Genomic DNA, 13,212 nt, shown 5'->3' with positions numbered 1-13,212 from the left:
AGAAAGGAGGGACAGACAATGGACCTGAATCTCAGCGGAAAGACGTTTGTGGTGACGGGAGGGAGTTCCGGCATAGGACTCGCGACCGTCGATGTTCTGACCAGGGAAGGCGCGAATGTCGTCACCTGTGCCCGGAACCTCGAGAATCTGCGGCGCGCCCTTCCCACCCTGTCGAGGCCTGACCTGGTGACCGCCGTTGAGTGTGATGTGCGTTCGGAAACCGACATGCGCGCGATGGCGGACAAAGTCAGTGAGCGGTTCGGGATTCTCGACGGCGTGGTGAACAACGCCGGCGGGTCCCGGATGGTTCCGCTTTCTGACATGACCCCGGCGGACTGGCAGGACGAACTCTCGCTCAAGTTCACCCCGGTGCTCCACAGCGTTGCGCACCTGATTCCGCTCATGGCGGAGGCGGAGACTCCGGCAATGGTCAACCTCAACGCTGTGCTCGCCCGCCAACCAGAACCTGCGCTCGCCGCGACCTCCGCTGCGCGTGCCGGGCTACTGAACCTCACGAAATCTCTCTCCCAGAGTCTGGCGGCGGATCGTATCCGTGTGAACTCAGTCTGCCTCGGTCTCATCGACACCGGCCAATGGCGGCGTCGTTTTGAACAGATGAGTGACTACCCCAGTTACGAGGCTTTCTCCCACGAGGTCGCCAATGACCGGGGCATCGTCCTCGGACGCTTCGGACGGGCCGACGAGGTCGCGCCCGTCATCTCATTTCTGTTGTCCCCCTGCGCGTCCTATATCACTGGCGCCACGATCGATGTCGCCGGAGGAGTAAATCGATATGTCTGATTCAACGTCCCCGACCACATACCGCAACGGCGGTGAGCTCCTGTCTGACGTCTTGGCTGATGCCGGGGTGGACACCGTGTTCGGTGTCATCTCCGTCCACAATCTCCCTCTGGTGGAAGAGGTGTCCCGCCGGCTCCGGTTCGTCCCCGTCCGCCATGAAGCCTCGGCAGTCAACGCCGCGGACGGTTACGCCCGTGCCAGTGGCACCATCGGATGCGCACTGACCAGCACGGGTACCGGAGCCGGCAACGCAGCGGGATCACTGATCGAATCACTGAGTTCGGCGACCTCGGTCCTTCACATCACCGGCCAGATCCAGAGCCGTTACCTGGGGTCGGGTCGGGGTTTCATCCACGAAACTCGGGACCAGAAAGGCATGCTGGATGCCGTCTCCCGTGCCGCTTACACGATTACCAGCGCTGATGAAGCAGCCTCCGTCCTGCGCAATGCGGCCTGCCTGGCAGCGGATGCGGTCGGCGGCCCCGTCAGCGTGGAGTGGCCGATCGATCTGCAGTTTGCCGCGACGAGTGACCCGGGGACCCCACGAGAGGACCTGCTCACCCCGGTCAGTACCCGCAACCCTGCCGACGCCGATCTCGATCGTATGCTCGCGCTGCTCTCCTCCGCCCGTCGTCCCCTGCTGTGGCTTGGCGGTGGAGCTACCGGTCGCGATGCCCGCCGTCTCGTCACCCGGTTGTGCGAGTCCTGGGGTGCAGGTGTACTCACCAGCAACTCTGGGCGCGGAGCGATCCCCGAGGACCATGATCTGTGTGTCGGGAACTACGCATCAAGTCCCGTCGGGCGTGCACTGCTCAGCGAGGCGGACTGCCTCCTGACCATCGGAACCCACTTCCGGTCCAACGAAACCTCAGATTATTCAGTGGAGATGCCGACCATCCACATCCAGGTTGACCAGGATGAGGACGCCATCGGACGCGTGTATCCGGCGACCGCCGGTGTGCACGGTGACGCGGCGGCCGCCCTTGACTACCTCGTCGAGAACCGGGGCAAGCTCCGGTCCGACAAGGAGTGGCGGGGCCGCGTCGTGGCAGCACGGCAGGAGTGTCGCAGCCGCCAGCGCACTGCGATCGGTGCGCACGCAGAATTCGTTGACGTGATTCGCGAGGTCGTTCCAGCGGAGTCTCCCATCGCCCGCGACGTCACTATCGCGTCCAGTTCCTGGGGCAACCGGCTGCTGCCTATGCCCGCCCCGGAGGTCAATATCTTTCCCCGCGGCGGTGGCATTGGGCAGGGTCTGGGGATGGCTATCGGGGCTGCGGCCGCTGTTCCCGACCAACCCGCCGTCGCCATCTGTGGTGACGGGGGTCTGGCTGTCCACCTGGGCGAGATCCTGACCTTGGCACAGGAGAATCCCTGGCTGATTCTGCTGGTGTTCAACGACGCTGGTTACGGAGTGCTGCGAAACATGCAGGACTCCATGGGCAATGAACGCGCCGGGGTCGACCTGACCACACCTGATTTCAGGATGCTTTCCGCGTCCTGCGGACTTGACTACGCCCGGATCAGCTCACCGGACGAGGTCCGTGAGGTCCTGCGTGACGCCGTGGCACTGAAATCTGCCGTCGTCGTCGAGGTCGATCTCGCATCCTACGGGGATATGCCGTCACCGTTCACCCCGCCGGTCACCGTCCCCGATAACGAATCAGCGGAGGTGGACGACGATGAGTGACCTGTGCACGATCCCTGTGATGATTCGCTCGATGCGGGTCGAAGCCGAGGGAGTGCTCTCCCTGGAGCTGATCCGGACAGACGGTAGTGACCTGCCGGAGTGGACGCCGGGCGCACATGTCGACGTCGCGGTCGGCGACGGTCTGATCCGCCAGTACTCCCTGTGCAGCGACCCGGACGACACCAGTCACTACAGGATCGGCGTCCTCAGGGAAGTGGTGGGCAGGGGTGGCTCCCGCCATGTCCACGACGTCCTGCGTCCCGGACATGAGGTGATGATGTCCGAACCCAGGAACAATTTCGAGGTCAGCGACAACGGTAAGCCCCTGACCCTCATCGCCGGCGGGATCGGAATCACCCCGATCCTCGCCATGGCGCGGGCCGCTGCCACCACCGGCCGGGAGTTCCGTCTCTACTACGGCGGACGCAGCCGGGCCTCGATGGCGTTCCTTGATGAGCTCGCCGACCTGTCCGGAGAGCTCACCGTCACCTCCGATGACCGGGAAGGTGTTCTCGACCTCGACACCATCCTCGACGGCGCGGACAGCGGAGAGCGGGAAGTGTACGTCTGCGGCCCCGGTGGTCTACTCGACGCCGTCGAGAAGAGGGCGGACGGCTGGCCTGCCGGCACCTTCCACTGTGAACGTTTTGTCGCCAGGACGATCGAGCCGCCGCCCGAGGGCGAGCGTGAGTTCACGGTCCGCTGCATCGACAGTGACGTGGAGGTGAACGTTCCGGTCGGTTGCACCATCATGGAGCAACTCGAGGCCGCTGGCATCGACGTCCCTCACTCTTGCCGGGAGGGGACCTGCGGAACCTGCGAAACCGACATCATCTCCGGTGTTCCCGACCACAGGGACTCTCTGTTGTCGTCGGAAGAGAGGGAATCCGGGGAGACGATGCTCATCTGCGTGTCCCGGGCCAAGAGCGACGTCCTTGAACTCGAAATCTGACAAACCATCCACACCTGTCGCTCCAATTACCCACCACCAACCTGCAAAGGATTTCAGAGCTATGACCCGATACCTCGAACCGACACAAGCCCGTGACGGTGCACCGTCTAACTATGAACTGCAGCTGGCGCATGCCGTTGAGCGCCTGTTCTCCGCCGGCTCTGAATCGCCCGAATCACTGGCAGAAGGACTCAACGACGCTGATGTCCCAGGCCCGGGCGGTGCTCCGTGGACTGCGGAGAGCTTCCGAAATGAAATGGCACGACTGGGAGAGTGAATGACCAATGGCCAACTACTACAGCCCCGAAATTTCCGAGGACTTCCTGTACAGGAACGGCCTCCGTGACCGCTGGTATGCGGTGTGCCCGTCCTCCTTCATCCAGCCCGGACGGATTGAGAAGCTCCGTCGGCTCGGACAGGACTGGATCCTGTACCGCGATACCGCTGGAAAAGTGAGCATGTTGGAGGACCGGTGTCCCCACCGTGGTGCTCCGCTGAGCCAGGCCACTCACCTGGGCGACCGTGTCGGATGCAAGTACCACGGTGTCCAGGTTGACGGCACCGGAACTGTGCGGGCAGTACCGGGCATGCCCGGATGTGAGATCGAAGGACAGCGACTGGTGACCGCTCCGGTTGTCCGGGAACTCGCGGGTGCGGTCTTCGCATGGTTCGGTACTGACGCCGACGCGGAACCCGCCGAACTGACCTTCCCGGACCCGCTCACCGACGACGGGATCTCCTCTTTCCTGTGCTACGCCGAGTGGGACTGCAACTGGCGCTTCGGCCTGGAGAACCTGCTCGACCCGATGCACGGGACGTTCCTCCACCACGACTCACACTCGATGTCGGAGGGAGATACGAAGGCGAAGTTCCAGATCCGTGAGTCTGATCGGGGGTTCTTCTTCGAAAAGACCGATCAGGTTGGCGTGAACTTTGACTGGGTGGAGTTGTGCGACACCGGTGCCGACTGGGTCGACCTTTCTATTCCGTACCCGCCGTCGGCCGGCCCCGGTGGTGCATTCGGCATCGTCGGGATGGTTATCCCGATCGATGCGACCAGCTGTGGAGTGTTCTTCTGGCGTTACCGGAAGGTGTCGGGTTGGCTCCGCGACACCTGGCGTTTCCTGTACAAGACAACCCTGGAACCGCGGCACTGGGAAGTGCTCGAACAGGACCGGATCATGCTCGAGGGGATGGCGCCGGACGCCGATGCCGCCGAGAACCTGTACCAGCATGATCTCGGGGTGATGCGGATCCGCCGGTTGTTCCGGAAACAGGCGAAGCGGCAGGCGAAGGCCATGGCAGGCAGCGGCCCGTCCGGCGGTGCACGCACCAGGCCTACCGGGAACCGGAACACGACCGAAGCAACAGCTGCAACCGCTTAACAGGGCAACCGGCGGATGACGACACCACCGGTTCCTGCAGACTCAAGGAGAAGAGAATGAAGACAGCAATCGCAGGTGGTGGTGTCGGCGGACTCGCGCTGGCACTGGGCCTGATTCAACGCGGCGTGGACGTCGCGGTGTACGAACAGGCTCCGGAGTTCGGTCAGGTCGGTGCAGACGTGAACCTGACGCCGAATTCGACACGCGCTCTCGACGGACTGCACACTGAGGTCGGTGCCACGCTCCGGACCACCGGTGCCCGGCCTCGGCGACGGTTGAGTCGTCGTTGGGACAGTGGAGAGGTCACGTCGGACCTTCCGATGGGAGATTCGGCGGAGGAACGGTACGGGGCACCACAGTTGACGGTGCACCGTGCCAGCCTGCTTGACGCCCTCCGTGCACTGCTTCCCGATGATGTGCTCCACCTGGGGCATCGTCTCGGGCAGGTCGAGAACCTCGACGACCGTGTGCGACTGCATTTCAGCAGCGGTCAACCGCCCGTCGAGGCCGACGTCCTGGTGGGTGCGGACGGCATCCACTCCGTGGTGCGCGACAGTCTGTTCGGGGAACAGGACGCCGAGTACACCGGGCTCGTCGCTTACCGGACGGTTGTCCCGGGTTCCCGACTGCCTGGTGTACCGAACCTGGACTCGTTCACCAAGTGGTGGGGTCCAGACTCTGAACGGCAACTGGTCACGTTCCCTCTGAACCGTGGACAGGACCTCTTCGTCTTCGCAACGGCCGGTGAGGAGGAATGGACTGCGGAATCATGGACCACCACGGCCAACGCGACTGAGTTCCGTGAGCAGTACGCCGACTTCCATCCCGAGGTGGCTGAGATCCTCGGTGCCTGCGACCAGGTGATGAAGTCTGCACTGAGGGTACGCGATCCGATGCCACGGTGGAGCGACAACCGGGTCACCCTTCTCGGGGACGCGTGTCATCCCATGACACCGTTCATGGCGCAGGGGGCCGGACAGGCAATCGAAGACGCGGTGGTGCTGTGCCGAGCGCTGACTGAAGGCCGCGACGTGTCAGTGCCTGCGCGCCTACGTGCGTACGAGGAGGCCCGTCACGAGCGCACCGCCCGTATCCAGTTGACCTCACGCGCCAACGACTGGCTCAAATCCGGCGATGAGGCCGATTGGTTGTACGACTACGACGCGTGGAACGTCCCACTCGCCCTGCCGACGACGGAGAGGAGCCACCAGTGAAAGTCGTACGTGACCCCCTCTCCACTCCCAGTGCAGTCGGCCTCGGCATCCTCGGTGTCGTCGGCAGTGGCCTCGTTGCTGAGGTCATCCTGCGGTCCGGCATCATCACCACGGAGGGACTCCCGATCCCGAGCCAGGTTATCGGGGGCGCGATCGATCTCTTACCCGATGCCGGGTTCTGGAGCGAAGTCCTGTTCACCTTGGGGGAGTGGGGGTTGGGGATGCTCCTGGCCTGCATTGCCGGTGTGGTGCTGGGCGGTTTGATGGGTGCCTTCTCCGCCTGGCACACGGCCTTTGAATGGCCGGTGGAGGCGTTCCGCGTCTTGCCGTCGGTCGCGCTGGCACCGATCCTTGTGCTTCTCGCCGGGCGGGGGATGATGTCGCTGTCTATTGCCGTCGCACTGGCCTGTGTCTGGCCGATCCTGCTCAACACAATGTACGGGGTACGTGGGGTGGACCCCACGTCAGTGAATACCGCCCGCACTTTCGGTCTCACCAGCATGCAGATCCTGGCAAGGATCAAGATCCCCGCCGCCCTCCCTTTCGCGTTCACGGGCATCCGCATTTCAGCATCCATCGGTTTGCTCGTCGCGGTGTCGGTTGAACTCCTCGTCGGGGACGGGTCCGGTATAGGTGGCTTCATCCTGACTCAGTCGGCGAATGCTGTGAACCTGGACGCGGTCTACGCGGCGACCGTCATCGCCGGCATCATCGGCGTGATCGTCAACCTGGTGCTCGCACAGGCCGATTCCCTCCTGTTCGCCTGGAAGAGAGGACTGGAACAATGACTGATCTGACCAACACACCCCCTCGGACGGCGAGGAACCCACACGTCGGGACAGGAACGACGGGGGTGGTCCCGGGACGCACAGGTGGCCGGAGGAGTCCGGCTGAGGCAACATCGCAGTCACGGACGTCAGGCGGCCCTCGAACCCGGACGGCAGCAGCGGGACGGACGGTGCTGCTACGGCTCAGTGTGCCGGTCCTCATTGTCGTCGCCTGGTGGATAGTGTCACTGGGAGAGACCAGTGGCCTCTTCGTCCCCACTCCCTACGAGGCGGTCCAGACATTCTGGAACGAATTCATCCTAGGCACTGCCGTGGTGGACCACACTCTTCCAAGCCTCTACCGTGCGCTCGTCGGTCTCGGCCTGGCGATCATTGTCGGCATCGTCGTCGGTGTAGCGCTGGGCATGTCCACGATCCTCACCGGACTGTTCCAGCCGCTGGTGCACCTGGGGCGGTCATTGCCGTCCCCTGCCCTTCTGGGAGTTTTCTTCATCCTGTTCGGCATCGGGGACGCGCCGAAGATCTTCCTCATCGCATTCGCCGTAGTGTGGCCGGTTCTGCTCAACACCATTGACGGCGTCGGCGCGGTGGGAGAGGCACGGTCGCAAGCCGCGCAGGTCTTCCGTATCCCGGCGTACAGGGTGCTCGTCTTCATCGTCCTTCCTGGCGCTGCACCCAAGATATTCGCCGGAATCCGTACCTCCATGTCCTACTCGTTGATCATGATGATCATCTCGGAACTACAGCGTTCGGAGAACGGGCTTGGCTTCCTGCTCATCCAATCGCAACGCAACTTCGATTTCGGAACCTTCTTCGCCGTACTGATCATGCTCGTCATCATCGGTGTGGTCTTCAACGTCATCTTCAAGACCATTGAACGCCGCGTCCTGGCGTGGCACAGAGGAGTCACTGCTCAAAATGACTGACACAACTGCTACAACGACGACGTCCGCCATGGCTCCTCCGGAGCTTGAGCTGGACGGACTGTCCAAACGGTACGGAGGTAACCTCGCGGTGCGGTCGATTACGGCCACTGTCCCCGCTCACAACATCACGGTGATCGTCGGCCCGTCCGGCTGTGGGAAATCCACGCTGCTGCGGATGATCTCGGGGTTGGAGAAACCCAGCGAGGGCACCGCCGTCTTCGAAGGAGAACAGGTCAACGGCGTTCCCGAAGGCCTGGCGATGGTCTTCCAGGACTATTCGCGTTCCTTGTTCCCCTGGATGCGAGTCGACAAGAACATCGCGTTCCCGATCCGCAGCCTGCCCGCCGAGGAGCGGAAAAGAAGGGTCCGGGAGAGTATCGACGCCGTCGGCCTAGCGGGAAAGGAACAGCTTTACCCGTGGCAGATGTCCGGTGGCATGCAGCAGCGGGTGGCAATAGCCCGCGCTCTCGCCTCAGAGCCGAAGCTACTGTTGATGGATGAACCGTACGCCTCCGTGGATGCGCAGACCCGCGCCGACTTGGAGGACTTGCTGATGACCATCCAGGCCCGGTTGGGGGTCACCGTCCTGGTCGTCACCCACGACATTGACGAAAGCGTCTACCTGGCGGACCAGATCGTGGTGCTGTCGAAACCGCCGAGTGTGGTGGCAGAGGTGATCAATGTTGGTCTGGAGCGTCCGCGTGACCACCTGAGCACCAAGACATCGAAGGAGTTCATCGATATCCGTGCGCATGTCACGTCGCTTCTCCGGCCGTCGGCTACTGCGGCTGAGATTCGTCACACCTGATCACACTCGCGACATGCGGTCTTCTGTACGTCGCATCGACTTTGGAGGAAGAATGTTCAAGACAACGAGAGCGGTCGGTGCGATGGGCGCGGCGACTCTTCTGATCACCGCATCCGCATGTGGAGGAGGAGCTGATTCCTCGACGGGAGGCGCTGGCCCCAACGGCATCGAGCAGACCGACATCAGTGTCGGTGCGCTGCCGCTTGCCGACTATTCCACGCTGTGGTGGGCCGAAGAGAACGGGTTCTTCGAGGATGAGGGCCTCAACGTTTCCATCGAGCTGTGCAGGGTGGGCCCGTGGGGGCGCAAATGGTTGCCAGCGGCGAACTCGATTTCACCACGTCGACCACGTTCAACACCGTAAGTGCTACCGACAACGGCATGCCGATCGAGACTGCCGCGCTCGTGAGTGGATCGGCTGACAACTCTATCGCGATGTATGTCGATCCTGATTCAGATATCCAGGGTATTGAGGATCTGGACGGAAAGACGATTGGTATCAACAACACCAACAATACCGGTGACGTGACCTTCAATGCGCTCGCAGATTCCCTGGGTGTGGACGTCAAGCCCACATTCATTGAGGTTCCCTTCACCGAGATGCTCACCGGAGTCCAGTCTGGTGCGATTGACGTCGGCTACTCGCCGGAGCCGTTCCTCAGCGCAGCGTGGGCTGCCGGTATGCGTCAGATTATTGACCTGACCGACGGCCCGAACAAAGAGATCGCCACGTCGAACATCGTGTCCAGCAAGAAGTTTCTCGACAACAACCCGAAGACAGCATCCGCGTTCGCACGTGCGCTGTACGCCGCGAACGAAGACATTCTGGCGAATGAACAGGCATGGCGAGACTGGATACCGTCTATCGCCAAGATGGATGAGGGGACTGCACAGGACATACCGATGCCCGTCTTCTTCACTGAGATGGACGAGGGCGCGTTGCAGCACATCGCCGACCTGATGATTGAGCAGGACATCATCAGCGGCGACTATGATGCCTCTGAATTCGCCTGGTCCGGGGGAGAGTGAGGGCGCCGTGCGTAGGTACTGAACCGGAGCACCTGACCACCTTCGCACCAGCACAGGACCGGGCCTGGAGGCCGTGAGTTGATCTGACTCGCGGCCTCCGGGCCCGGTTCGCATGGTGCCGTGGGCAAGTAGAACGTCCGCTTCTGTCCACGCAGAATTCTTTATGCAGGGTATTCCCATTATGCGGGAATCGTGTTACTAAGAGGTACCGCCCCTGTGGCACAACTGAACAAGGAGACACCATGTACACCCCTCCCATGTCCAAGAGACTCTGGGCTGAGTTCCTCGGCACGTTCTGGCTGGTCTTCGGCGGGTGCGGTTCTGCCGTCCTCGCCGCGAAGGTCGTCTCGGACGACACCATCAACATGGGCATCGGCTTCGTCGGTGTCGCTCTTGCCTTCGGTCTGACCGTGGTCACGGCCGCCTACGCCGTCGGCCACATCTCCGGCGGACACTTCAATCCGGCGGTGACGCTCGGCTGCGCAGTCGCGAAACGCGTCGAGTGGTCCGCTGTCGTGCCCTACTGGGTGACCCAGGTCGTCGGCGCCACGGTGGCCGGTGCGGTGCTGTGGGTCATTGCGGACGGGAAGGACGGCTTCAGCGCGTCAGAGTCCGGTTTCGCCACCAACGGCTACGGTGACCTGTCCCCGGACGGTTACTCCCTCGCCGCGGTCGCGCTCACCGAGGTTGTGCTGACCGCCGTGTTCCTGTGGGTGATCCTGGGCGTCACCTCGAAGAAGGCCCCGGCTGGGTTCGCCCCGCTGGCCATCGGCCTGACCCTCACCTTGATTCACCTCATCTCCATCCCGGTGTCCAATACCTCGGTGAACCCGGCCCGGTCGCTGGGTGTGGCGTGGTTCGCGGGTGGGGGCGCCCTCGGTCAGGTGTGGCTGTTCATCGTCGCCCCGTTGGTCGGTGCCGCGATCGCGGGTGTGAGTTACGCCTTCCTCACCGGGGACGAGGACGAGCCTGCTGCGGAGGAGGAGGCCAGGGTCGGGGCGCGCAACTGACCCGACGTGTTTCAGGGCCCTACAGCCGGCGTCGCAGCCAGGCGGAGAACTGGTCGACGAGCACGACGAGGATGAGCACCATGATGATGTAGGTGAACATCTCGTCGAACTGGAAGGTCTTGATCGACCGGTTGATCAGAAGCCCGATCCCGCCGGCGCCGACGAGCCCGAGGACCAGCGAACTACGGACATTCACGTCGAAGCGGTAGAGCAGTAGACCGGTGATCTGCGGCAGGGACATCGGCACGGTGGCGTGTGTGATCTGTTGCAGGCGGGACGCCCCGGCGGTGCGCAGTGCGGTCTGGGGGCCCTGGTCGGTGTCCTCGACTGCCTCGGCCCAGAGTTTGCCCATCACTCCGGTGTTGTGGAGGATCAGCGCCATGACCCCGGCGAAAGGGCCGAGTCCTACCGCGGTGATGAGGATCAGTGCGAAGACGATGTCGGGTACGGCGCGCAGGAAGGATAGGATGCTGCGGCACGCCTGGTAGATGATCCTGTTGGACGTCACGGTGCGGGCGGCGCCCATGGCGAGCACTGCGGCGAAGGGGACGGAGAATGTCGTGCCGAGCAGGCCGATCCACAGTGTGGTGAGCAGGCCGTCCAGTCCTGGTCGGATGACGTTGTCCCAGTCGAGGTCCGGCGGGATGGCCTCGGCGAAGAAGCTGACGATGTTCGACCAGCCGGCGATGAGTCGTTCCAGGTAGAAGTCGGTGCTGCTGACCGCCACCCAGTGCACGGTCACCAGGGCGATAAGTCCCACTGTCCAACCGATGTTTCTGCGGGTGTTGTCCTGTCGGGGTACGGGTGAGGACGTGACGGGGGAAGGGGCTGTGGTGGTCATCGCTGGTTCTCCGGTTTCCCGTCGGTGGTGTAGAGGCGTGAGATGGTGTCGAGATCGGTCAGTGTGGACGGTTGGTTGAACGCAACCCGCCCCTGGTACAGCCCGATGACGGAGTCGCAGTAGTTCAGCGCGAGTTCTGGTTGGTGGACCACCGCGATGCAGGCGACGTCCGCGTCACGGGTGATGTCACGGAGCAGCTCCATGACCTGGTGGGCGGCGGTGGGGTCGAGAGCCGAGGTCGGTTCGTCGGCGAGGATCACCGAGGCGCGTTGACACAGTGCCCGGGCGACGGCGACGCGTTGCTGCTGGCCACCGGACAGGGATCCTGCCCGATGGTGCGCACGGTCGGCGAGGCCGACACGCTCCAGGCAACCCATCGCTTCCTCTTTGAGCGACGTCGGGAAGGTCAGTGGTGTCAGGCTGCGCCAGCCGGGGATGTGGGCGAGACCGCCTGCACAGACGTTGTCCAGGACGGTTCGCCGTGGGACGAGGTGCACTTTCTGGAAGATCATTGCGGTGCCGACACCTGCGGGGACGGAGACGTCTCCGCGGTCGTGGGTGTCGAGGCCGGCCATGATGCGGAGGGCCGTCGACTTTCCGCTGCCGTTCGCCCCGAGCAGCGCGACCATTTCGCCGCGGTGGGCATCCAGGGAGATGTCGTGCAGGACGTGGTTGTCGCCGAAGCACTTGGAGATGTGGGTGACACGGACGAGGCGTTCGGTGGTGAAGTCGGTGGGATGGGGCATGGTGGCAGCTGTCTGGTCGGTCATTCGACGTCCTCAGGGGTCATGCCGAGTTCATCGGCGAGGTGGAAGAGCGAGCGGTAGTCGTCCTTGGTGACGGTGACGAGGGGACCGGGGGGATCGACGTCGAGGAAGGCGGCGACCTCAGTGACGGTCTCCGGGCTGAGGCTGGTGAGCGCTTCGCGGAGATTCTTCTTGAGCTCGGGGTTGGCGTCACCGGGGATGGTGATCGGGTCGTTGGGGATCGGGTCGGATGTCCAGATCTGCCGGAAGTCGTCGGGGTTGAAGGTGCCTTCGGCGGTGGCGCTGGTCAGCGTCTGTGAGTTGATCTGGGCGGCGTCGACGGCACCGTTCTTCAGCGCCAGCAGGGCCTCGGGGTGCCCGCCGGTGTAGTCCATGGTGAGGTCGTCCTCGGAAAGCCCCGCTTCAGAGACGGCCATGCGGGGCAGGGCGTCGCCCGAGGTGGAGCCGACCCCGCCGAGCGCGAGTTGACGGCCCCGCAGATCCCCGATGCTCTGGACGGGGGAGTCCTTCGACACCCAGATTCCGGCGGTGTAGGTGGAGAGCTTTCCGTCGGCGTCCCCGAAGGAGACGATGGGTTCGGCATCGGCGATGCGGTCGGCGAAGACGTACCCGAGGGGCCCGAACTGGCCGAGGTTGAGCGAACCGTTGCGCATGGCGAGTACCTCGGCCGAGTAGTCTTCGACGATCTGGACGTCGACCTCGCAGTCGAGGGTGTCGCTGAGGTCGTCGGCGATCAACTGGTAGGCGGGTTCGAGTTTGTCGGGGGCCTCGTAGGGTTCGATGCCGAAGGCGATCGTGCCGTTCGGGCAGACGGGGTCGTCCGGACCGCGGCCGCCGGGGGCACAGGCGGTGGTGGCCAGGAGCACAGTGAGCACAGTGAGCACAGTGAGCACAGTGGCGCTGGCGGTGCGGCGTGCGTTCGGCATGGTGGTGCCTTTCACGGAGGGTTATCTACCGGGGGCGTCGGCCCCGGTGAGGATGAGGTCGGCGATACCGAAGGA

Annotated in this window: 15 protein-coding genes; 12 read left to right on the top strand and 3 right to left on the bottom strand. The window is 63.5% G+C overall.

Annotated elements, in window-relative coordinates; translation table 11 throughout:
* Positions 1-18: 18 nt before the first annotated feature.
* The 12 genes from BJF89_RS12140 (at position 19) to aqpZ (ending at position 10,603) form a co-directional block, all read left to right on the top strand.
* Positions 19-801 (top strand): SDR family oxidoreductase, encoded by a 783-nt coding sequence (locus tag BJF89_RS12140; RefSeq protein ID WP_075815228.1) that lies wholly within the window; start codon positions 19-21, stop codon positions 799-801.
* Positions 794-2,491, top strand: coding sequence for a thiamine pyrophosphate-binding protein (locus BJF89_RS12135; protein ID WP_075815226.1), 1,698 nt, complete (start codon positions 794-796; stop codon positions 2,489-2,491). Before BJF89_RS12140 ends, BJF89_RS12135 begins: the two co-directional genes overlap by 8 nt.
* The gene (locus BJF89_RS12130) at positions 2,484-3,443 is read left to right on the top strand and encodes a PDR/VanB family oxidoreductase (RefSeq protein WP_075815224.1); all 960 of its coding nucleotides are present in this window, start codon (positions 2,484-2,486) and stop codon (positions 3,441-3,443) included. The genes BJF89_RS12135 and BJF89_RS12130 overlap by 8 nt, the downstream gene beginning before the upstream one ends.
* Before the next feature lie 61 nt (positions 3,444-3,504).
* Entirely contained in the window at positions 3,505-3,720 is a 216-nt protein-coding gene (locus BJF89_RS18895; protein WP_075815222.1) for a recombinase-like helix-turn-helix domain-containing protein, read from the top strand.
* A 7-nt stretch (positions 3,721-3,727) separates the two neighbouring features.
* Entirely contained in the window at positions 3,728-4,828 is a 1,101-nt protein-coding gene (locus tag BJF89_RS12120) for an aromatic ring-hydroxylating dioxygenase subunit alpha (protein WP_083650717.1), read from the top strand.
* Between the two features lie 56 nt (positions 4,829-4,884).
* Positions 4,885-6,042: an FAD-dependent monooxygenase gene (locus tag BJF89_RS12115; protein ID WP_075815220.1), complete on the top strand. Its 1,158-nt coding sequence runs from the start codon at positions 4,885-4,887 to the stop codon at positions 6,040-6,042.
* Positions 6,039-6,830 carry an ABC transporter permease gene (locus tag BJF89_RS12110; protein WP_075815218.1) on the top strand — a complete coding sequence of 264 codons (792 nt, stop codon included), beginning with the start codon at positions 6,039-6,041 and terminating at the stop codon, positions 6,828-6,830. Before BJF89_RS12115 ends, BJF89_RS12110 begins: the two co-directional genes overlap by 4 nt.
* Entirely contained in the window at positions 6,827-7,756 is a 930-nt protein-coding gene (locus BJF89_RS12105; protein WP_083650715.1) for an ABC transporter permease, read from the top strand. Before BJF89_RS12110 ends, BJF89_RS12105 begins: the two co-directional genes overlap by 4 nt.
* Positions 7,749-8,564, top strand: a complete 816-nt coding sequence (locus BJF89_RS12100; RefSeq protein WP_255372628.1) for an ABC transporter ATP-binding protein — start codon at positions 7,749-7,751, stop codon at positions 8,562-8,564. The genes BJF89_RS12105 and BJF89_RS12100 overlap by 8 nt, the downstream gene beginning before the upstream one ends.
* Positions 8,565-8,616: 52 nt before the next feature.
* Positions 8,617-8,928, top strand: a complete 312-nt coding sequence (locus tag BJF89_RS18890) for a hypothetical protein (RefSeq protein WP_158026062.1) — start codon at positions 8,617-8,619, stop codon at positions 8,926-8,928.
* Entirely contained in the window at positions 8,862-9,593 is a 732-nt protein-coding gene (locus tag BJF89_RS12095; RefSeq protein ID WP_139312023.1) for an ABC transporter substrate-binding protein, read from the top strand. The genes BJF89_RS18890 and BJF89_RS12095 overlap by 67 nt, the downstream gene beginning before the upstream one ends.
* A gap of 242 nt (positions 9,594-9,835) precedes the next feature.
* A complete protein-coding gene (gene aqpZ / locus BJF89_RS12090; protein ID WP_075815209.1) occupies positions 9,836-10,603 on the top strand; it encodes an aquaporin Z in 768 nt (255 codons plus the stop codon).
* Between the two features lie 19 nt (positions 10,604-10,622).
* Here aqpZ and phnE read toward each other — a convergent pair whose 3' ends face one another.
* From phnE to BJF89_RS12075, 3 genes are read right to left on the bottom strand one after another with little or no spacing between them, the layout of a single operon-like run.
* Positions 10,623-11,444 (bottom strand): phosphonate ABC transporter, permease protein PhnE, encoded by an 822-nt coding sequence (gene phnE / locus BJF89_RS12085; RefSeq protein ID WP_075815207.1) that lies wholly within the window; start codon positions 11,442-11,444, stop codon positions 10,623-10,625.
* Positions 11,441-12,214, bottom strand: coding sequence for a phosphonate ABC transporter ATP-binding protein (locus BJF89_RS12080; RefSeq protein WP_222843841.1), 774 nt, complete (start codon positions 12,212-12,214; stop codon positions 11,441-11,443). Before BJF89_RS12080 ends, phnE begins: the two co-directional genes overlap by 4 nt.
* Entirely contained in the window at positions 12,211-13,152 is a 942-nt protein-coding gene (locus BJF89_RS12075) for a phosphate/phosphite/phosphonate ABC transporter substrate-binding protein (protein ID WP_255372627.1), read from the bottom strand. The genes BJF89_RS12080 and BJF89_RS12075 overlap by 4 nt, the downstream gene beginning before the upstream one ends.
* Positions 13,153-13,212 lie beyond the last annotated feature (60 nt).

It is taken from the genome of Corynebacterium sp. CNJ-954 (genome assembly GCF_001942345.1).
Taxonomy (GTDB): domain Bacteria; phylum Actinomycetota; class Actinomycetes; order Mycobacteriales; family Mycobacteriaceae; genus Corynebacterium.
Note: the sequence above shows the minus strand (reverse complement) of the source record. Positions and strands in the feature narration are given on the sequence as shown.